Source organism: Pseudomonas sp. B21-021, assembly GCF_024749205.1.
In the GTDB taxonomy this organism is placed as follows: Bacteria; Pseudomonadota; Gammaproteobacteria; order Pseudomonadales; family Pseudomonadaceae; genus Aquipseudomonas; species Aquipseudomonas paraglycinae.
Genome location: NZ_CP087192.1, coordinates 2,544,538 through 2,565,576, shown reverse-complemented (window position 1 = coordinate 2,565,576; position 21,039 = coordinate 2,544,538). Strand labels below are relative to the sequence as shown.

At 60.2% G+C, this 21,039-nt stretch carries 19 protein-coding genes; 8 read left to right on the top strand and 11 right to left on the bottom strand.

The genetic code is table 11. The annotated features are described in order from the left end of the window. Positions 1-65 precede the first annotated feature (65 nt). Complete coding sequence (locus tag LOY31_RS11510; RefSeq protein WP_221533085.1) at positions 66-491, top strand: VOC family protein; 426 nt, start codon at positions 66-68, stop codon at positions 489-491. 220 nt (positions 492-711) lie between these two features. Here LOY31_RS11510 and LOY31_RS11505 read toward each other — a convergent pair whose 3' ends face one another. The 5 genes from LOY31_RS11505 to LOY31_RS11485 all read right to left on the bottom strand — a co-directional run bounded on the left by LOY31_RS11505 (position 712) and on the right by LOY31_RS11485 (position 6,199). After that, on the bottom strand, positions 712-1,761 hold the full coding sequence (locus LOY31_RS11505; RefSeq protein WP_258713291.1) for a hypothetical protein: 1,050 nt from the start codon (positions 1,759-1,761) through the stop codon (positions 712-714). A 195-nt stretch (positions 1,762-1,956) separates the two neighbouring features. Then, positions 1,957-2,922, bottom strand: a complete 966-nt coding sequence (locus tag LOY31_RS11500; protein WP_127797694.1) for a diguanylate cyclase — start codon at positions 2,920-2,922, stop codon at positions 1,957-1,959. A 61-nt stretch (positions 2,923-2,983) separates the two neighbouring features. Then, the gene (locus tag LOY31_RS11495; RefSeq protein ID WP_085608968.1) at positions 2,984-3,562 is read right to left on the bottom strand and encodes a hypothetical protein; all 579 of its coding nucleotides are present in this window, start codon (positions 3,560-3,562) and stop codon (positions 2,984-2,986) included. A gap of 1 nt (position 3,563) precedes the next feature. After that, positions 3,564-5,726 carry a xanthine dehydrogenase family protein molybdopterin-binding subunit gene (locus LOY31_RS11490; protein WP_258713290.1) on the bottom strand — a complete coding sequence of 721 codons (2,163 nt, stop codon included), beginning with the start codon at positions 5,724-5,726 and terminating at the stop codon, positions 3,564-3,566. A 17-nt stretch (positions 5,727-5,743) separates the two neighbouring features. Then, positions 5,744-6,199, bottom strand: a complete 456-nt coding sequence (locus LOY31_RS11485) for a (2Fe-2S)-binding protein (protein ID WP_007956954.1) — start codon at positions 6,197-6,199, stop codon at positions 5,744-5,746. 240 nt (positions 6,200-6,439) lie between these two features. On the opposite strand from LOY31_RS11485, the gene LOY31_RS11480 reads away from it, so the two are divergent. Further along, complete coding sequence (locus LOY31_RS11480) at positions 6,440-7,270, top strand: alpha/beta fold hydrolase (protein ID WP_258713289.1); 831 nt, start codon at positions 6,440-6,442, stop codon at positions 7,268-7,270. A gap of 35 nt (positions 7,271-7,305) precedes the next feature. On the opposite strand, the gene LOY31_RS11475 is transcribed toward LOY31_RS11480, so the two are convergent. Further along, positions 7,306-7,698 carry a GFA family protein gene (locus LOY31_RS11475; protein WP_258713288.1) on the bottom strand — a complete coding sequence of 131 codons (393 nt, stop codon included), beginning with the start codon at positions 7,696-7,698 and terminating at the stop codon, positions 7,306-7,308. 109 nt (positions 7,699-7,807) lie between these two features. Between LOY31_RS11475 and LOY31_RS11470 the strand changes: the two genes are divergently transcribed. Beyond that, positions 7,808-8,956, top strand: a complete 1,149-nt coding sequence (locus LOY31_RS11470) for a GGDEF domain-containing protein (RefSeq protein WP_258713287.1) — start codon at positions 7,808-7,810, stop codon at positions 8,954-8,956. A 38-nt stretch (positions 8,957-8,994) separates the two neighbouring features. Beyond that, the gene (locus LOY31_RS11465) at positions 8,995-9,666 is read left to right on the top strand and encodes a bifunctional 2-polyprenyl-6-hydroxyphenol methylase/3-demethylubiquinol 3-O-methyltransferase UbiG (protein WP_258713286.1); all 672 of its coding nucleotides are present in this window, start codon (positions 8,995-8,997) and stop codon (positions 9,664-9,666) included. 5 nt (positions 9,667-9,671) lie between these two features. Here LOY31_RS11465 and LOY31_RS11460 read toward each other — a convergent pair whose 3' ends face one another. Continuing rightward, positions 9,672-10,826 (bottom strand): NnrS family protein, encoded by a 1,155-nt coding sequence (locus LOY31_RS11460; RefSeq protein ID WP_258713285.1) that lies wholly within the window; start codon positions 10,824-10,826, stop codon positions 9,672-9,674. A 2-nt stretch (positions 10,827-10,828) separates the two neighbouring features. Next, on the bottom strand, positions 10,829-11,077 hold the full coding sequence (locus LOY31_RS11455) for a transmembrane sensor/regulator PpyR (RefSeq protein WP_248738972.1): 249 nt from the start codon (positions 11,075-11,077) through the stop codon (positions 10,829-10,831). Positions 11,078-11,339: 262 nt separating this feature from the next. Between LOY31_RS11455 and LOY31_RS11450 the strand changes: the two genes are divergently transcribed. From LOY31_RS11450 to LOY31_RS11440, 3 genes are all read left to right on the top strand, one after another. Beyond that, the gene (locus tag LOY31_RS11450) at positions 11,340-11,843 is read left to right on the top strand and encodes a VOC family protein (RefSeq protein WP_007956985.1); all 504 of its coding nucleotides are present in this window, start codon (positions 11,340-11,342) and stop codon (positions 11,841-11,843) included. A 35-nt stretch (positions 11,844-11,878) separates the two neighbouring features. After that, positions 11,879-12,712, top strand: a complete 834-nt coding sequence (locus tag LOY31_RS11445; protein ID WP_258713284.1) for an AraC family transcriptional regulator — start codon at positions 11,879-11,881, stop codon at positions 12,710-12,712. 268 nt (positions 12,713-12,980) lie between these two features. Next, on the top strand, positions 12,981-16,628 hold the full coding sequence (locus LOY31_RS11440; protein WP_258713283.1) for a hypothetical protein: 3,648 nt from the start codon (positions 12,981-12,983) through the stop codon (positions 16,626-16,628). A 53-nt stretch (positions 16,629-16,681) separates the two neighbouring features. On the opposite strand, the gene LOY31_RS11435 is transcribed toward LOY31_RS11440, so the two are convergent. Beyond that, positions 16,682-17,269, bottom strand: a complete 588-nt coding sequence (locus LOY31_RS11435; protein ID WP_258713282.1) for a LysE family translocator — start codon at positions 17,267-17,269, stop codon at positions 16,682-16,684. A 142-nt stretch (positions 17,270-17,411) separates the two neighbouring features. Here LOY31_RS11435 and LOY31_RS11430 point away from each other — a divergent pair, with 142 nt between their 5' ends. After that, positions 17,412-18,167, top strand: coding sequence for a type 1 glutamine amidotransferase domain-containing protein (locus tag LOY31_RS11430; protein WP_258713281.1), 756 nt, complete (start codon positions 17,412-17,414; stop codon positions 18,165-18,167). Between the two features lie 9 nt (positions 18,168-18,176). Here the strand turns inward: LOY31_RS11430 and LOY31_RS11425 are convergent, their stop codons facing one another. Together LOY31_RS11425 and LOY31_RS11420 are read right to left on the bottom strand one after the other, a co-directional pair. After that, on the bottom strand, positions 18,177-20,414 hold the full coding sequence (locus LOY31_RS11425) for an ATP-binding protein (RefSeq protein ID WP_258713280.1): 2,238 nt from the start codon (positions 20,412-20,414) through the stop codon (positions 18,177-18,179). Then, positions 20,411-21,016 (bottom strand): biliverdin-producing heme oxygenase, encoded by a 606-nt coding sequence (locus tag LOY31_RS11420; RefSeq protein ID WP_258713279.1) that lies wholly within the window; start codon positions 21,014-21,016, stop codon positions 20,411-20,413. Before LOY31_RS11420 ends, LOY31_RS11425 begins: the two co-directional genes overlap by 4 nt. Positions 21,017-21,039: the final 23 nt, after the last annotated feature.

Below are 21,039 nucleotides of genomic sequence, written 5' to 3'. Positions count from 1 at the left end.
GTCTTTCAATCGAAAAGCACAGCGCTAGACTCAGTTCATCCCAACCGTTGATAGAGACCGCGCCTATGTCACTCAGCCCTTTCCATCTGGCCATTCCGGTGTACGACCTCGCCGCTGCCCGACATTTCTACCGTGAAGTGTTCGGACTCGAGGAAGGTCGCTCCAGCGATCACTGGGTCGACTTCAATTTCTTCGGGCATCAACTGGTGATTCACCAGGCGCCGAAGAACGCGTCACAGGAAGCCGCGCACACCAACGCCGTGGACGGGCACGACGTGCCGGTGCCGCATTTCGGTGTGGTGCTGGGGATGGAGGAATGGCATGCGCTGGCCGAGCGTCTGACGTCACTGGGCACGCGGTTTGTGATCGAGCCGGGAATCCGGTTTCAGGGACTGGTGGGCGAACAGGCGACGATGTTTCTGTTTGATCCGTGCGGCAATGCGCTGGAGTTCAAGGCGTTCAAGGATATCGGGCAGTTGTTTGCCAAATAGCAGCCAGGGACATCAGTAGAAACTCGCCTACGTCGAATTTCTACTGATACGGCCCTCGATGGAGCCAGATTAAAGTCGGATCCCCAGTACTTGCGGAAGTCGGGATGTATTTCCCAAGTCACTGGCGACAAGGAGTCTCTGCCGACCCGATTGAATGCACACGTCGTACACCAGACTTTCCTCAACCCGCTGGAAAAGCCCTTGATCGCCGAAGCCAGAATCAATCGCCCCACCCGCGCTGAGGCGCCCCACGTAAGCCTTTATACTCCCCCCCCGCCTCTCCAGCGAAGACAATGCCCTTATCCGACTGCACAACGACTGACCGGCAAATCACATATAACCCGGGAAAGTCCGCCCGAATATCAATAGTCGCGGCTGTGCCATTATTGAAGGCAGGATCTGTCACACCTTCAGCCGTCACTCGGGATACGGCTGCGACTGAACTACCATTCACCTGTGCATTGCCCACACAGATAATCGTGTCTCCGTCGACAATCATTTTCCCCATCGCGAGACCGCTTGCCGACTCCCAATACCCTGCTCTGCCGAACGACGAGTCAAGAGCACCTGTAGAGTGAAACCTGCCCACCGCCTTCGTTGTTTTGGTGTCTCTTGTGACGGTGCCTCCCACGAGGATTTTTGCATCGTCGGTGACAGCAACGCTTTTGCCGTCAGATCGCTCGTCATTGAATAGGATATTCACAAAGCCCTGCCCACCGAATGCGCCATCAGGATCTCCGGTGGACATAAAGCGATATAGCACCAGTTCGTGCTCGGTAGTGCTGCTGTTGAGCCGGTTCACCAGTACCAGTATTTTTCCGTCAGCTTGAAGACATCCCGCAGGAAGCGACATATCAATATCCGGTAACACCCTGGTGCGAAAGACAAGGTCAGGACTACCGCCCACGTTGAACCGGGTAATCGCAGTCTGACGCTTAAACGGGTCATCCCCCACTTTCCCAAGCAAAATAACCTTGCCATCCGGCTGCATGATGAGTTCGGTCGGCAGGGAATCAACACCAGGAACAAACGACCATTTGCTGACCCCGTTCTGGCCATACTGAGTATCCAGCCCGCCGTCTGAAAAAATGCGATAGAGCCAACACTGACTTGAAACCCAGACAGCGACCAGGTAAGCACCTTGGCCATCTGCGACAATCGCTCTGATTGATCCTTCACCGCTTGGAATATCGAGAACACCCTGTGCTGCGAATTGCGGGTCAAGCTCGCCGGGACCGGCAACAAGGATCGAATTACTCTGACTGGTCATATCGTTCTTCTCCTGAAAGACAATCCTTTCTCTCTTCCGAAGAACTTCATCTATATCTCGGGGAGTTCGAAAGGGGCAACGTATGCGCTGCACCCTCGTACTATTACGTTGACGCGGTCACTTCGGCACCTGTCAGGAATGACAGTAAAAGTACCTTTTAATGCCAGATCGATGTCGTTACAGGCCTTGAAAGCACTAACAACGCTTCAACGCCTGCTTGTGCTCATACATCGCTGCATCCGCATCCGCCAGCAACTTGTCCACGGTGTCATGGCGCTGCGGGTTGTATTCGATCTGGCCGACGCTGAAGCGAATCGCGTAGCCCCGGTGCAACGTGGCATTGCGCTCTTCGAGGATTTCCTTGAGTCGCGCCATGATCGCCGTGGTTTCGACGTGGCTTGAGCCGGTCAGCAGCGCCACGAACTCATCGCCGCCCAGGCGCCCGACCACATCGCTCTCGCGAAAGGCGATGCGCAGCACATCAGCGAAATTCTTCAGCGCGCTGTCGCCCTCGGCGTGCCCATAAAGGTCGTTGATCTGCTTGAAGTCATTGAGGTCGAAAAACAGCAGCGTCGCCGGTTTTTCCAGGCGTGCGCAGGCGTCGAGCGCGTGCTGGGCCAGCATCTTGAAGCCGCGACGGTTGGACAGCAGCGTCAGCTCGTCCATGCTCGCCATCTGCACGGCCATCAGTTCCTGCTCGGCCATGCCAGCCAGATCACGCAGCAAGGCGCGCTCTTCGTCGTCGAGTTCACGGGGTTTGGTGTCGATCAGGCACAAGGTGCCCATCTTGTTGCCGTTGGGCACGGTCAGCGGATAACCGGCGTAGAAGCGGATGTTCGGGTCGCCAATCACCAGCGGATTATCGTGAAAGCGCTCGTCCTCGCGGGCATCGCGCACCAGCAGCAGTTCGTCCTGGAGGATCGCATGGCCACAGAACGACGTATCCCGTGGGGTTTCGGTGGCGTCCAGGCCCACGCGAGATTTGAACCACTGGCGATCCTTGTCCACCAGCGTGACCAGTGCGATCGGCACGTTGAACAGACGCTTGGCCAGTCGCGTCAGCCGGTCGAAGCGCTCCTCCGGGGCGGTGTCGAGCAGTTTCAGATCCTGCAGCGCTTGAATACGGACAGCTTCATTGGCGGGTTTGCCGGGTACCAGCATCACACACTCCTTTGTCGTCGATGCAGTTGAGCGTAGACCGAATCAGCAATGCCTCAACTTCTCATCCGCCGGCCACCGGACATGGCCCGCCTGCATCGGCCCACAGTTTGAACTGGGTCACGAAGATATCGTGCGGCACCGGTACCGGCGCGCGCCCTGCCCCCGGATTCCAGCCCCAGAGCACCAGTTTGTCTTCGTTGACGTGCTTGATCAGCGCGGCGAAATCCCGGTCGCCGTTGCTGGCGCGGTCCTTGATCATCGCGCACAAACGGTCCGGCGGCAGGCCGATCCAGGCCATTTTGTGGGCGGCTGGCGGCAGGCTCCAGTGCGGCGCGCCCGGTGGCGCGTGAGGGCCGTAACTGGCTGGCGGATTGCTTTCGGCGTGACACGTGGCACACGGCAAACCGGCCGCGCCCTTGCCGTCCATGCCGCGCACCACGCTCATGGCGTGGGGAATGCCGGCGTCGAACTGCAATGGTGAATCCCCGGGAATGTGACAGTTCTGGCAGCGCGGGCTCTGGAACACTTTCTGCACCGTGCCGAAGGCTTTCAAGGCCTCCTGATCGTCGGCAAACAGATCCGACGCGTAACCACCCAGCCCAAGCAGAATCACCGTGCCCAACAACAGATGTCGTTTCATCTCACACCCCCGACATTTGCAGCGGCAGTTCCCGCAGGCGCTGCCCGGTCAGGGCGAACACTGCGTTGGCCACCGCCGGCGCCGTGGGCGGCACACCCGCCTCGCCGATGCCGCCGGGTTTCTCGCTGCTGGGCACGATGTGCACCTCAACCTGCGGCATTTCATTGAGCCGCAACACCTGATAGTCGTGATAGTTGGACTGCACGACATGGCCGTCCTTGAGCGTCAGTTTACTGTGCAACGCCATGCCCAGGCCGAAGGTGATGCACGACTCCATCTGCGCCGCGATGCTTTGCGGGTTCACCGCAATTCCGCAGTCCACCGCGCACACCACCCGACGCACGCGGATCGCCAGATTGTCCTGGGACACCTCCGCCACCTGCGCCACGTAACTGCCGAACGATTCGTGCACCGCCACGCCCAGCGCATGGCCGTCCGGCAGCGGGGCTTTCCAGTTGGCCTTCTCCACCGCCAGGTTCAACACGCCGAGATGCCGGGCGTGATCCTTGAGCAGCGTTCGTCGGTACTCCACCGGGTCCTTGCCCGCCGCCGTGGCCATTTCATCGATCAGCGACTCCATGACAAACGCGGTGTGGCTATGGCCCACCGAGCGCAGCCAGAGCACGTTGATCCCGGTGGTCGGCGAGTGCAGATCGACCTGATGATGGGCCAGTCCTTTGATGTACGGGCTGTCTGAAACGCCTTCGACCGACGTCTGGTCGACGCCGTTCTTGACCATGGTTTTCTCGAGCATGGTGCCGGCCATGATCGACTGCCCGACCAGCACATGCTGCCAGGCCAGCGGCATGCCGTCGGCGCCGAGGCCGATCTTCGCCTGATGCAGGAACATCGAGCGGTAGTAACCGCCGCGAATATCGTCTTCGCGCGACCACACGGTTTTCACCGGCATCGCGGCAGCCTTGGCCACTTGTACCGCTTCGGCGACAAAGTCCGAGGTCGGGTTGGCCCGCCGGCCGAAACCGCCGCCAAGGAATTCGGTGTGGATCTCCACCTGCTCCGGTTTCAGCCCGGTGATCTTGCCGGCGACCATCTGATCCAGCGTCTGGAACTGGGTGCCGGTCCAGATCTCGCACTTGTCGGCGCTGATCTTCACCGTACAGTTGAGCGGTTCCATCGGCGCATGGGCCAGGTACGGCACGTTGTATTCGACGTCGATTTTTTTCGCTGCCTTGCCGAAATTGCCCTTGGCATCCCCAGCCTGCGCCGCCGAAGTGCCCGGCGTGGCTGCCAGTTTGCGGAAACTCGCCAACAGCTTTTCACTGCTCAGATCAGCGTTCGGCCCCAGGTCCCAATCGACCTTCAGCGCATCGCGACCGAGCTTCGCCGCCCAGTAATGCTCGGCGACGACCGCCACACCGGTCGGCACTTGCACCACTTTGTACACGCCGGGGATCGCCAGAGCCTCAGCGCCTTCAAAGGATTTCACCGTGGCGCCAAACGCCGGCGCCCGGGCGACCATCGCGGTCATCAGTCCCTCAAACTGCACGTCCATGCCGAACTTGGCGCGGCCGGTGATTTTCTCCGGGGTGTCGAGGCGTTTGGTGGGTTTGCCGATGACTTTCCAGTCTTTGGCCTCTTTAAAAGTGATCGACTTCGGATCCGGCACCGGCAGTTGACCGGCGGCGTCCGCCAGTTCGCCGTAGGTGGCGCGGTTGTCGCCGGCAATCACCACGCCGGATTCAGTGCGGATCGTCGACGGTGCCACGTTGAAACGCTTGGCCGCCGCTTCGATCAGCATCTGCCGCGCCGTGGCGCCCGCGAGTCGGTAGCGGTCGAATTCCATCCTGGTTGAAGTGGAGCCGCCGGTGATCTGCATCCCGCCAAAACCGGGCATGCCGTAATCCGCCGCCGAGGCTGGCGAGTGCTCGACGCGGATTTTCGACCAGTCGGCGTCCAGCTCTTCGGCGATCAACATGGTCAGGCCGGTCCAGATGCCCTGGCCCATTTCCGAATGGCCGAGCAGCACGGTGACGCTGTTGTCCGCTGCAATCCGCAGGAACGCGTTCGGCGCAAACACCTTGCCTTCGTTCTCGGCCGCCATGGCAAACCGGTTGCCGCCAGGCACCACGAACGCCACCACCAGACCACCGCCCAACACCGCACTGCCCTTGAGAAATCCGCGACGGGATACAGGACTGTTCATCACTCACCTCCCCTCGCTCAGCCGATGTCGGCGGCGCGTTTGACCGCCGCGCGGATTCTTGGGTACGTGCCGCAGCGGCAGATGTTGCCGGAGAGCGCCTGATCGATATCGCTGTCGGTGGGTTTGGGGATTTTCGCCAACAACGCGGCGGCGGACATGATCTGCCCGGACTGGCAGTAACCGCACTGCACCACGTCCAGTTCGGCCCAGGCCTGCTGCACCGGGTGCGAGCCGTCGCTCGACAGACCTTCGATGGTGAGGATTTTCTGGCCATGGGCGACGGCCGTGGCCGGGGTGATGCAGGAGCGCAGCGGTGCGCCATCGACATGCACGGTGCAGGCACCGCACTGGGCCATGCCGCAACCGAATTTGGTACCGGTCAGGTGCGCGACATCGCGCAGGACCCAGAGCAACGGCATGTCCGCGGGGACATCGAGCTCCTGATCCTTGCCATTGATGTTCAAGGTCAGCATCGGGGACTTCCTCAGACTCACGGTGTTCTGAAGGGCGCTGCTACGGCTCTCGATGGCCGCGCGCGCCTCGGCTTATCCCTTTCAGCTAAGCGCATTTTGACCCGACGACCAGCCGCTGCGACCACCGGTCATGCAGCACCGTTCGGGAATTCTTCGATCAAAGTGCCGACTTTGCTCCTACAGTTGATTCCGGTTGTCATCGCAAGACCTGCCCCTTCACACTTTCCAGGAGTCGCGAACATGGGATATGTCACAACGAAAGACGGCGTCGAAATCTTCTACAAGGACTGGGGCCCGAAAGACGCCCCGGTGATTCACTTCCACCACGGCTGGCCGCTCAGCGCGGACGACTGGGATGCACAGATGCTGTTCTTCCTGACGCAAGGCTTCCGGGTCGTGGCCCATGATCGACGGGGGCACGGGCGTTCGAGCCAGGTCTGGGACGGTCACGACATGGATCATTACGCCGACGATGTGGCGGCGGTGGTCAATCATCTGGGGACGCAGAAAGCCGTGCATGTCGGTCACTCCACCGGGGGCGGCGAAGTGATCCATTACATCGCCCGGCATGGCGAGGATCGGGTCTCCAAGGCCGCGATCATCAGCGCCGTACCGCCGCTGATGGTGAAGACCGAAAGCAGCCCCGGTGGTTTGCCCAAATCGGTGTTCGACGATCTTCAGGCGCAACTGGCGGCCAATCGCTCGCAGTTCTATCACGACGTGCCGGCTGGCCCGTTCTACGGCTACAACCGCCCCGGCGCCAAACCTTCGGAAGCGGTGGTCCTGAACTGGTGGCGCCAAGGCATGATGGGCGGCGCCAAGGCCCACTACGATGGCATCGTCGCCTTCTCGCAGACCGACTTCACCGCCGACCTGAAAAGCATCTCGATCCCGGTGCTGGTGATGCACGGCGACGACGACCAGATCGTGCCGTATGAAAATGCCGGTGTGCTGTCGGCGAAACTGCTGAAGAACAGCACGCTGAAGATTTATCCGGGCTTCCCCCACGGGATGCCGACCACCGAGGCGCCGACGATCAACGCAGATCTGCTGGCGTTCATTCGCGGCTGATAGTGGCCGGGGTCAGGCGCCCTGCCTGATCCCGGCTATTCTTCGGTTCGCCCCGTTCCCTCGCGATCACGCACGTAATGTCTGGCCAATGGGAAGTCCGGTAGCCACGACTCCCGACGCACCGTCCACAGCTCATAGGTGGGCTGGAACTGATCCGGTGCATCCAGCGCACCGAGATTGACCTCGACCTCATCACCACTGCGGCCGAACACCGACGAGCCACAGCGCGGACAGAAATGTCGCCCCGCATAGTCATGGGTCTCGCCGCTGATCGTCACCGCATCCTCGGGAAAGATCGCCGACGCGGCAAACAGCGCGCCATGGTGTTTGCGGCAATCCAGACAATGGCAAACGCCAACCCTGTAGGGTCGCCCCGACGCCTCGATCCGCACTCCGCCGCACAGACAACCGCCGGTCAATCGGTCCATGGGACACCTCGTCTGAAAATGGAATATCCGGTGAGTGAAAATAGCAGCCCACTGGGGGAACGCTTACAATCGTGGCCCATTAATACTATTCAGGCAGAACCGTTCTTTCATGGCGCTCGATCCTCTCACGATGCTCACCATTTCCACCGCCCTGGCCGCGGCGGCCGCCCTGTATCTGGCGGTCGAATGGCGCAGCATCCGCGAACCTTCCCTGCTGTTCTGGAGCGCCGGTTTCGCCACCATCACCGTCGGCTCGAGCCTGGCCCTGTTGCGCGCCAATGGTTATCCGCTGATCGGCATCTGGTTCGCCAACGGCTTGCTGGTAGTTGCGCACTGGCTGTTTCTGCTGGGGGTCGCGCGATTTACGCAGAGACGGTTGTCGCGGGCCTGGTACTTGATGTTCCTGCTTTGGCTTTCGTTGCTGCTGTTACCCGAAGATCCGTCGTGGTCGAAGATCATGCTTATGGCCAACTCGCTGCTGGTGGCCGCGTTGATGCTGCGGGCCAGCCTGTTGCTGCGCCCGCACGGCAAATCGTTGAGCGTCGGCGCAGTGCAGTTGCGTTATGTGCTGCTGATCCACGGCGCGTTCTATTTCGCCAAGGCGATCATCGCCGTGATTCCCGGCACGCTGATCGATCTGGCGTCGCTGCGTGGCGAAATCATTCAGATTTCCCTGGTCGAGGGCGCGATGGCGATCATGCTGATCGCGCTGTCGATGACCGGCACCGAGCGCTATCGCCGGGAAAAGCAGATTGCCGAACTGGCCGCCCGGGATCCGCTGACCGCGCTGTACAACCGCCGCGCCCTCGAAGTCCGCGCACCGCGTCTGCTCGATGAAGTCTCCAGCGCCCGCCCTGGCGCGCTGCTACTGATCGACATCGACAACTTCAAACTGATCAACGACCTGTACGGCCACACCGCCGGCGACCGCTTGCTCATCGCCCTCAGCGAAATGATCCGCGCGGTGCTGCCCAAAGGCGCATTGGCGGCACGGCTGGGCGGTGACGAATTCGTCATGTTGTTGGGCGATGCGTCCCACGCACAGATCATGGTGCTGGGCAGCGCGCTGCGTGAGCAGTTTCAGCAGATGACTTCCCAGACCTACACCACACCGCAAGCGGTCACCCTGAGCATCGGCGCCAAGGTGTTCGATCAGCCGCCGGCCAGCCTTGCGGCGTTGATCGAGCAAGGTGACAGCGCGCTCTACGAATCCAAGCGCGGCGGACGCAACCGGATTCAACTGGCCGACTACACCTGACCTATCCTTGCCTGCATCCCGTAACGTCGGAGTTCGCAATGTCCTCGCCTGAATCCACCCTCCTCCAGAGCTGGCACCACAACGCCCGAGCCTGGACCGAAGCCGTGCGCAGCGGCGCCATCGAAAGTCGTCGGCAGGTCACCGATCAGGCCATTCTGCTGGCGGTGATGGGGCGTCAGCCGGAGCGCGTGCTCGATCTGGGATGCGGTGAGGGCTGGCTGTTGCGGGCGCTGGCCGAGCGAGGATTCGACGCGGTCGGCGTGGACGGCGATGCGACGCTGGTCGAGGCCGCGCGGGTGGCCGGTTCATCGCCCGTGCATGTCGCCAGTTACGAAGATCTGGTTGAGGCGAAGGTCGACATCGGCCGCGACTACGACCTGATCTGCGCCAATTTTTCCCTGCTGCATCAGGACATCATTCCGCTGCTCGCGGCGATGAATGCCCTGCTCGTGCCCGGCGGTGCGCTGATAATCCAGACGCTGCATCCCTGGTCGGTGGCCGCCGGTGATTATCAGGATGGCTGGCGGGAAGAAACCTTCGACGGGTTTCAGGGCGAGTGGTCGCCGATGCCATGGTATTTCCGCACCCTGTCCAGTTGGCTGAATGCGCTGGACATGGCCGGCCTGCAGTTGACCGGCCTGCGCGAACCGCAGCATCCGCAAAGCCCGGTGCCGCAGTCGTTGTTGATGATTGCCGAGCGTCGCGGATAAAAACCCTAGAGCCTCGGCTTGAGCAGAACCCCGGTGTAATGCCGCAAAAACAGCGCGAACCCCGCGCACCAGAGCACCACCGACAGCCCCAGCCCCAGACTGGAAAACGGCACCAGCAATACCCGACACCCCGCCGCAATCAACACCAGCGCAAAGCCCAACACCATGCCTTTGGAAGGCTGTAACAACCGGCCGGTATGCCCAAGGCTGACCCGCGCAATCATCGCCAGAATCAACCCGCCCACCCCGCCGACCGCCAATGCATGGGTCGCCAGGCTTTGCTGGCCGATCAAACCCAGATGCCACAGCACCATGGCCCAGGTTGCCAATGCCATCCAACCGTAAGCCAGGTACAGCGACCACAGCAGCGGCACCCGCCACATCCCGCGATCATGCCAGCGGATCAGCCGCATCAACTGCAAACTGCCGGTCAGCACGAACAGGCCTGCCAGCCATAGTCGGGGCGAATCATTGAGGCCTGCCGTAAAAGTGACAGCGGTCAGCAGGCTGCCGATCAGCAGCAAACGGGTTGGCAGTGGATTGGCAGCAGGCGCCGGTGGACGGTTCAAGCCGCGCTGGATAAAGAACGGAATCACTCGCCCACCGATCACGGTCATCAGCGCCGCCACCAGCCACAACGCGCCCAGCACACCCTGGCGTTGCAGGCCGGCGTCGTCGTTGTAAAGGCCGATCAAAGTCAGTGCCTGACAACCCGCCATCAACCCAAGCACCAACACAATCGGGTAGTTGTCACGTTTGCGGGCGGCGACCAGATCCCGTCCCAGCATCACTGCCAGCAGCGGTAGAAACCCCCATTGCAGCGCCAGAATCAGTCCGGTCGGCAACGGCAGCCACCAGGCCACACGCCCGAGCAGCCAGACCGACACCAACGCGATCAGCGCCCCGCCGCGCACACCGGGAATCCCGGTCCAGTTGGGCACCGCCGTCAGCAGAAACCCAGCAACGATCGCCGCCGCGAAACCGAAGGGCATTTCATGCCGATGCCAGGCGAGCATGCCGCCCGCCGGTTGCAGGTCGAACCAATGGCCGTAAAGCCACAAGCCCCAGATCAGGATCGCCAGCGCGGCGAATCCGGCCCCGGCCAGAAACAGCGGCCGGAAGCCCAGGCTGAACAGCGGTGCATCAGCGAGTCTGCGCATGTTCAAGCCACTACGGCGGCGTGATGCCGGCCCAGCCGATATTGAGACAGGAGCCGCATCACGTAGCCGATTTTCAGCAGTGTCGGGCCGATGATGGTCATGGCATGCATCGCCACCAGCAGCGCAATCGGCATGTGGCCCTGATAGAGGTAGGCGCCGTAGATGCCTGCCAGCAGCATCACCAGACCGGCGACGAGGATCTTGCTCGACAGGTGCAGAACGTTCAGCGGATTCTCGAAGAAAGTGAACATGTTTCGTACTCCTGAGCGGATCAGTTTGTACGTAAAGCAATTCAACTTGCGTGCCAGATTTCCAGCCCAGCAAAATCAATCAGTTACGAAAATACGAGTCAATTTGACACAAGCACGTAAGAGTCTTTTTGACACCCACGAAAGTCAATACGACTACACCCCACTTTAACAACAGCCAACCACTCGACCCATGGCGCTGCCAGCTGATCACAGACTGACTACTCTGTTATCCAGCGTGTCTAACCTGCCGAGGATGACTGCCATGCAACGCTTTCAAAAGCTGACTCCGTGCCTGTGGTTCGACGATCAGGCGGAAGCTGCGGCGAAGTTTTACTGCTCGATCTTCGACCACTCGAAAATCACCGCCCTCACCCACTACAGCAAGGTCGGCCAGGAATTCCACGGCCGCCCGGAAGGCTCGGTGATGACCGTCAGTTTCGAACTCGACGGCCATACCTTCACCGGACTCAATGGCGGGCCGGTGTTCAAGTTCAATGAGGCAATTTCGTTTCAGGTCAATTGCCAGAACCAGGAAGAAGTCGACCATTTCTGGGGCAACCTCAGCGCCGGCGGGCCGGTGGAGGCGCAGCAATGCGGCTGGCTCAAGGACAAGTTCGGCGTGTCGTGGCAGATCGTGCCGGTGGCGTTCATGCACATGATGACCGACCCCGACCAGACCAAGGCACAACGGGCGATGCAGGCCATGTTCGGGATGAAAAAACTCGACATCGCCGAACTCGAACGAGCCTTCGCCGGCCAGAGCTAATACACTCGGGCACTGGCCTGCCGAGAACCACAACGATGAAACACGCTGCCGCCAAGAACCCCGAACAAGCCCCGCGCTTCTGGCGCGACGACGCCCTGCCCTTCATCGAAGCGCGAGCCATCGCCGACGGCCGTGAGGTCTGCTATTCACGGCACTCCCACGCGCACTTCTCCATCGGCGCGATCACCGCTGGGCGCAGCACTTACTTGCATGAGCAATCATCTTTCGAAGTGACGGCCGGCACCGTGGTGCTGATGAATCCGGGGGACGTCCACGCGTGCAACCCGATCGATGATCAGCCGTGGTCGTATTTGATGCTGTATGTGGAAACGCCTTGGCTGACGGATCTGCAGCATCAGCTGGGGTTCAGTGCGGAGCTTGAGTTTCGGCGGTTTTCCGATACCCATTTGAATGACGCCCGCCTGTTTCACGACTTGAATGCGTTGTACGCAGTGTTGGTCGACGAGCAGCAAGACGTCCTTTGCAAACAGAGCGCTGCGGTGGAGTTTTTCAGCGACCTGCAACTGCGCCTGAACCCTATCGAACAATCTGTACGAGAGCCGAACTTCAAACTCGAACGCGCCGCCGACTTCATTCGCCAGCATTGCACCGACCTGCTCAGCCTCGACGACATCTGCGCCGCCGCTGAACTGTCGCCGTCGTACCTGATCCGCGCCTTCAAACAGCATTACGGCATGACGCCCCATGCGTTTGTGGTCAACCAGAGAATTCAGTTCGCCCGCGAGTGTTTGCGGCGCGGGCAGTTGATTGCGGATGTGGCACTGGAAGCCGGCTTTGCCGATCAGGCGCATTTTCAGCGGGCGTTCAAACAGCATCTGGCGGCTACGCCGGGGCAGTATCGGGGGTAAAAGCAAAAACGGCCTGCAATGGGCCGTTTCGGTTTAGTTCTACATACCCGGAAAGATATACATATTTATCGCCAACAGTGCTTCAGGCCTTTAAAAACAGCCACCCCTCTCATTCTCGCCACCACAAAGAAACACTTCGAACATTAATCCACGCCAACTTTTCGCCTTGGCGCCTTACTCTAAAAACCTGTCTGCCGCACAAACACGACAATCAATAAACAACCACCACATTTCATTTATTTCGCTATCAGAGAATGGATTCTGAATCATGAAGCCAATAGACAACTATGCTTACGACTCCAAAAACACACTTCAGAAGAAGACAGTAAGCCAGACCATTGCAAACTTTATCGGTGATAAATACGCCATTGAACGTCTTGGCTGGAAATGTAACGAAATCCTTGTTCCGCGCGTGGAGGACAGCGCGTTCGACCAAATCCACCGCAGCGGCAAAATCTCGCTTTCCATACTGCTGCGCCACGACGATTTTCTGTTTGTCCGCGCTCGACGCAAGATTCCGGACAACGCGATATTTCTACTGGATGAAAATGGCCGACTCTACTTCAGCCATCGAAACATCGTATCCAGTAACGACCGGCCCGCTACTCCATTTGTTTCTCCGCAGGAGATCACCGCCGACGTCGCGGGTCTGGCGGATTTCGGCGACAACCTTCCGCTATTGGCCAAGGTCGCCGCCTCCAGTGGCGGCTGGATCATTACAGGAGACGAAGTTACGGTCGGCCAGTGGCTGCGTTTCAACGGGCTGCAAGTGCCGGACAACGAACAAGACACCCGCAACCTGCTCGACCTGTTGAACTTCTCGACATTGCCCGAGCCACCGAAGTACGGAAACTATTGGCAACTTCTGGACGCACCCGACGAGTCGCCGTTCAAACTTGAGGGAAACAACCGGGCAATCATTCTTGATCTGATACAAAGTTGCACGCTGGATTTTGAGGCCATCATCAATGGCCTCGGCAGACGAGTGCAGATTGAAGGCACGCCGGGCGATGGCGCTATAACCAGCACGGACTATCGCCTGCAGCAATTGATCGAAAGTGCGGCATCCCGGCACGGACAGTACTATCTTTCCAAACTTGGTTGGCTCACTGAAGCAGCCGCAAAACAACAATCGACTGAACTCATGGAGCAACTGGCGGTTGCCGTGATACTGCTTGACCTGGACCCGGCGCTCGATATTGCCAACACCCACTTCGCCGGTTTCGACCTGTATTCCAAAGGTTACTTCAAACAGCGTCCGGCCCAGGTTCGAACAGACCTGGAAGCGCATCTGATCAAGAACCTTCACGTCGAACCCTCGCTTGCCCCACTGGTGACGCAGATGATTCTGGCAGGCATGGCGCCGGAGTATCTCTTCACCGACTGGCCGTCCAGCCTGCAGATGGGGACGCCGGCCTGGGTGATCGCTACGCAGGCTGTGCATCTGGTCGAAGCACTGGTTCCCGGCACCAGCCGCAAAATGACCTATCAACATCTGATGGGATTCAGCCAGTCGACGAAATCCCTCGCGCCACTGGCAGCTTTGCAAGCCGAAGGCTCGGTGGATCCGGTGGTGACCTGGGCCTGGATGAACGGCCTCATCACGCGAGATGCGCAAGGCAATCTCGACGCAAAAGAGATCGAGCGCGCCACGCTCGAATACGATCAATACATCGCCATGATGCTGGAAGCCGCCGAACGGTTTTCCAGGCCGTTGCCCGATCGCATACAGCTCGCATTGCAAGAATTGAAGTCCCAGGAACGGGATTGTGACCCCGATGAACTGCTGGTCAAACATCGCGGCAGTGGCGGTGGCGCGGGCCGTAAAGTGTCGGTGCTGGACCTGTACATGGGTGACGAGCTTCACACCAAGGACTGGGATCGCCTCAAAGGCACCAGCATCTATAAATCCTTTCCTGAACTGCCTTTTCTGTTTCCCGTTGCCGACCTCTACGAAACCGCGACCTCCAGTCACTTCGACGCCGTTCTCGGAGGGCTGGCGCGCAACATCCAGATCGCCATTTCACAGGTGCTCCCGGAGGATGCGGCGTCCATTGAATACGGGGCGATCGGTGTCTATTGCGTTCAGAAGATGAACTACAAGCCGGCGAGAACCAACGGTCGCGGCGGCGTCAGCCCTGCCAGATACATTCCGGGAGAAACCGGGCGTTACGGGGTCATTCTCTGCGTACAACTCGGTTACGCCATCAAATGCTTCGAGCTGTTTGCGCTCCGGATGGAGTGTCGGTACAACCCGGAGCTTGAAGCATTCTTCGAGCCACTGGTTTCCGGAAGCTTCTTCAAGCTCGACACTCGGTTCACCGATCAGGAAGAGCTTGAAAAAGCCCCCGTTGATCTGCAGGCCTACCTGCAAAACGTCGCCCCCAGGGCCAGCATCAAATCCAGAATTCAGGTGCGCAAGATCGGTGTGCTGGAAGCGCCCCGCGAGCGCAGCGATGGCACACCTCTTTATCGCTCTCCTCGCATGGAAATCCTGAGCCGGATGATCGCCGAAAAAAATCCGTACATCACCGAGCAGGAAATCCACCAACTGGGCCTGCAGCAAACCGTACGGGAGAAGGCTATTGAAAAGACCGATGCCATCTTCAATATGATTCTCAACCTGATCATTCCCTTCAAGAGCTGCGTGGAAGGGCTGACTTCCGGGGATCCGAAGAAACACGGTGGCGCAATCTTCGACTGCATTGTCGATGCCGCCGTACTGGCGATGACTATTTTCGCCGCACCTGTGGCAATCGCTGCCGCCGCCAGCAAAGCCGCGAGCATCGCCGGTAAACTGCTGTCCGCCTCGCGGATTCTGGCAAGCGCAGCCCTCAGCCTGTTCAACCCTTTATCGGGCTTGCCGCAACTGCTCAAGGCCGGAGGCAAATTACTCGGCCGAGGCGTCGCGAAGCTGAGTGGACATGCCCTATCGCTGGCACATCAGGCCAAGCAGCAACTCAGGTTCCTGACCGGCGCAAACAGTTACGACCTGCTCAAAGTGATTGATCACACCGGCTCGGCAACCCACGCGCGGATGTCGCTGGACACGATTTCACATGCTCGGGCGCTGCTGAAAAGCGATGCCATCGAAACCGCTCAACACATCGTCACGCGCTTGAGCGACAAGCACTTCAAGTTGCCCAAAGGGGCTACCGAAACGGAATTGAGCCATCTTGCGAACAACGCCGTGAAGGAAACGGCGTACCAGTCGAAACAGGCAGTTGATCTGGAGTCGCTGATCGGTCGCAAGGCTTTGGAAGAACTGACGGAAGCGTTCATCAAGGGTCACCCCGTTCAGCTCAACGATGCGCGCAGCACGGCGCAGGGTTACACCGAAACGCTGGCAGTCCTGTACGAACTCGAGAGCAAAAAAGCCCGATTCATGACGGGCTATCAGCAAGACATTCTGAAACTGGATCTGGGCAAACCACCCTACAACGACGTCATGCCCGATTCGCTGTTCAACCCGCTGGGGTTCACCGATCCTTCACAACGCGCGACCGCCTGGATGTTGAAAGGCTCGACCTCCAACGGCAACGACTTCGAAAACATCCTTGGCGTATTGCGCGAATACACCGCGAACAAGGCCTCCCTGACCGATCCGAACGTGATCAGGGAGATTCATCGCAAACTTGTGCCGGAAGCTGTAGGACGGGTTCGCGACGCCGGCGCACCGACCAAGTACGGCAGCAGCCCAACTGGATTCGCCTTGCTCGAGCAGCACCTGAAAAACCTGGATCCGAGCCATCCGCACTTTGATAAACAAGTGCTGGGGGCTGTGGTCGGATTCCAGGGGTTCGGTGACGGCAACGGCCGTACGGCCAGCGCTTTGTATTCGATCAGTCAACTGCGCGATAACCGCTTCACGGCCATGCCACCCCATGTGTTCAGGGAGCTCAACGGCATTTTCTAAGGGATTTCGCATGAATTGAACTCAGGTCCGTACTCCGTTTGCCGGGGTACGGATCAGGGCAGCAGCAAATACCCCGCACTCACCGCCAACAGCAACGCCATCACCCGGTTGAACAAGCGCATCCCCGCCGGATTTTGCAGATAACCGCGCAAAAACGTCCCGGCATACACCCAGCACCCCACCGACAGATAACAGATCACCAGATACACCGCCGCAAACTGCCACACCAGCCGCGCCTCGCCATCGGCGACAAACGCGCCCATCCCCGCCACGCAGGCCAACCAGGCCTTGGGGTTGAGCCATTGCATCACCGCGCCGTAGAGCATCGACGGTGCCCTGCCCGATTCTCCCGAACTCAACCGGCCGTCATCGGTAGCCAGTTTCCACGCCATGAACAGCAGAAACGCCACCCCGGCCAGTTGCACCACGCGGGTCAGCGACGGCCACAGTTTCAGTACTTCATGCAGCCCCAGTCCCATCAACACCAGCAACAACACAAACCCCAGCGTCGCCCCGGCTACATGCCGCTGGCTGGCACGAAAGCCGAACTGCGCTCCCGAACTCAACGCCACGATATTCACCGGCCCCGGAGTAATGGATGCGGCCAGGGCAAACGCCGCCATCGACACAATCAGACTCATCGCACACCTGCTTCAAATCGAGGAACAAGGCGCTCACAGTAACCAGCACACAGCAGGCGGTATTGAAGGAAATTACCCCCGCTCGCGCAGACCCACTACGCTCTGGCTATGCGACCACTCTTGACCAGGAAGTCTGCCCTCGATGATCTTGATTCTGCTGCCCTCTGTCGATTACGACCCCACCGAAAGCAGCGTGCCCTGGCAGGCATTGCGCAACGCGGGCATTGAAGTACGTTTTGCCACACCGCAAGGTTTGCCCGCCCACGCCGATCCACGGCTGGTGGATATCGGCTTCGGCCTGTTGAGTTCGATGCTGATGACGCGCAAGGCCGATCTGGACAGTTACAAGCAGATGATCGAGTCCGATGCGTTCAGGCAGCCGCTGGCGTATGCCGATGTCGACACGAATCAATTTGAAGGTCTGTTGATTCCCGGCGGACATGCCAAAGGGATGTGCACGCTGCTGGAGTCCACACAGGCTCAGCAGATCGCCCTGCAATTTTTCAAAGCAGAGAAACCCGTGGCGGCGGTGTGTCATGGCGTGTTGTTGCTGGCGCGCACGCTCGATCCCGACACCGGGCGTTCGGTGTTGTTCGGGCGCAAGGTCACGGCACTGCTGGCGGCAACCATGGAGTTCCCGGCGTGGCTGATGACCGCTGCGTGGCTGGGGCGCTACTACCGCACCTACAAGCAGACCGTCGAAGCGGAAGTGAAGACCGTTCTGGCCAGCAAATCCGACTTCATACGCGGCCCGCTGATCGCCAAACGCGATGGCGCGAATAACCTTCAAACGGGATTTGTGGTGCGCGACGGCCAGCTGCTGACAGCGCGCTGGCCCGGCGACTGCCATCGATTCGCCGCAGAATGGGTGGCCATGTTGCAGGCCACCCAACGCTGATCGGCTTTTTCAGTCCTGACGCGGCACGGTGAAGCGGAACTCACTGCCCTGCCCCGGCTCACTCTCGGCCACGATCCGCCCGCCATGGGCCTCAACGATGCCCTGCGTGATGTACAGGCCCAGCCCGGTGCCGTTCGGATTGCCTTCCTTCACCGTCCAGTAGCGATCGAACACGTGCGGCAAGTGATCCTTGGGAATGCCTTCGCCGCTGTCGCGGACCGTGAAGACAATGTCGTCACCGACCGATTTGGCATACACATCGACCGTGCCCAGGCGCGGGGTGAATTTGATCGCGTTGCCGACCAGATTCGACAGCACCTGAAACAACCGCTCCGGGTCGGCGTGGATGCTCAGGTCGGGATCGGCCTCGAACGAGATGCTGATGTCCTTGTCCAGCGCCAGCGGTGCGAGCAGTGATTGCGCCTCTTCGAACATCTGCGCGACATCGAGTTTCTGCGGCGCGATGGTGTAGCGGCCGGCGTCGATTTTCGAGGTGTCGAGCAAGTCTTCCAGCAGCGTGTTCATGCGCCCGGCGGCTTGCTGCATGGTATCGATGGCGGTCGAGATGCGCCGCGAAGTGTGCGGCCCGTCCGAGCTGAAAGCCTTTTGCATCATGCCGCAGAGCATCGAGATCACGGTCATCGGGTTGCGCAGGTCGTGGGACACCACCGCCACCAGTTCGTCGCGGGCGCGCACCGCTTCCTGCTCACGGCGCACCTGGCGGGCCAGGTCATTTTCCAGCGCCGAGCGACGCAGGTCGTTGGCGGCGAACAGATCGCCGTGGCTCCACTTGGTGGAAATCCCGGCCATCTCGACCTTCCAGATTTCGAACGAAGTACGCGGCCGCAGGCGCAGGCCGGCGTCGGAGTTTTCCAGGTCCAGCGGCTTGCGCGGGTCGCCGCTCCAGTTGATGTTCTCTTTGACTTCGGGGCGGAACCACAGCACGCCGTTGTCCACCGGTTTTGGCAGGCTCATGGCGAGCACACCGCTGGCGACCTGCTGATACTGCGCAGCCGGCGGATAGACGCTGGCCAGGTGATGACTGGCAAACACCGGCTCGCCACGCTCCTGCAGCCATTTGTGCAGGGCTCGAATTTCTTCCGGCTCCGGGCAGTTGCCGTAACGGTGCAATTGCTTGTCTTCGATGATTGCGATGCCGCCGGCATTGGCCAGCGCCATCAACACCTGCGGCTGATTGGCCAAGCCATCGAAGACGTTCTGTGGCGAATCGATCATCGCCTGATTGAGCAGCGCCAGCGCCTCGACCTTTTCCTCCCGTTGACGGCTGACCTCCAGCGCTTCCATCGCGCTGATCTGCAACGACAGCACCTGGCCGATGGTCTGGCATGCGGTGCGCAACTCGTGCGGCACGTGCAGCGGCTGGCGGTTGCCGCAACTGATCAAGCCCCAGAGCCGGTCGCCCTTGAGCAGCGAAATGCTCATCGAGGACAGTACGCCCATGTTCTTCATGTACTGGCAGTGGATCGGCGACACGCTGCGCAGCGTCGCGAAGCTCAGGTCCAGCGGGGTCTGGGTGTCCGGGCGCAACTTGGGCACCAGCGGCACCGGTTGGTAGTCGGCATTCGGAATGATCCGCAGCCAGTTGGTGCGGTACAGCTCGCGGGCCTGCTCGGGGATGTCGGAGGCCGGGAAGAACAAGCCGTTGAACACTTCCATCGATGGGTCGGACGCTTCGGCGATAACCTGACCGTGGCCCTCCTCTTCAAAGCGGTAAATCAGCACCCGGTCGTAACCGGTCATGGCCTGGATTTCCTTGACGCTGATGTCGTACAGCGCTTGCAGGCTCTGGGCCTTTTGCAGGCGCGCGAGCATCCGCCCCAGGTGGGTTTCGGTGCCGGCGACGTTGCGCGGCTGGAAGTTTTCGACGTGGATTTCCAGTTCCAGGATCAGCACATCCTGATGCCGGTGCAGCAAGCCTTCGAACGCCGTGCCGTTGAGGCGAAAGTGCAGCGGCGGCGCATCGGACAAGGCCGGTTGCTGCAAGGCCTCGCGAACCTGCGCGGCATGGGTATCGCCGATCAGGCTTTGCAATGGCTGGCCGATCAGTTCTTGTGCCGGTCGCGCGAGCAAGGTCTCGACGTTGGCGCTGATCTGGATGATCGAAAGGTCCGGCTCGCTCAGGGTCAGCAGCAAACCGTGCGGCTGGATCGCGCCGGGAAAGCGGATCGGCTCGTCGGCGCAGTTGGCCAGCAACTCTTCAAAGGCTTCTTTGTCTTGCGGGGTCATACCAGAACCTCCTGGCTTTCGAGCCAGCGCTCGAAACAGCTGAATGTAGTGTGGGCGGCCGCCACGACGGCTTCACGCTCGTCGGCGTCCATCGGGCGACTGCCCAGGTATTCGATGAAATCGCGCCAGCGCCGGCCGGTGGCAGCGCCGTAGATGTCCAGAAACGCTGCACCGTTGTCAGCGTCCAGGCTCAGTCGTGCGGCGATTTCCCGGCGCAGGATCTGCCCGCCGAGGGTGGCGCCCTCCAGCACGTACAGCACACCCAGGCACGCGGCGGCGGAGTCGATGGTGGGCAACTGGCGGCAGAGCGAAAACTCTCCGCCGTTTGCGCCCAGCGCTTGCAGATCGCGTTGCAGGGTCGGCGTCTTGAGGCGCGAAACCAGATCGAAATCGTCCGGGATCTCGCCGCTGTCCTGCAATGCATTTTCCAGTGGCTGATAGAAGCCGTAATAAGCGCGCATCAGTCGCTCGAAGGCCTGCAGATCAAGGGTGTCGGAGAAGAAAGGAAGGCGTTTTTCCAGTGCAATGTGCAGTTCGGCCGTGCCGGCGCGCAGGTCCTGCAACACCGGTGGTACATGAACCTCGCGGGCCTTTGCTTGCATGTAGTCGCTCGTACAGTGGGCCG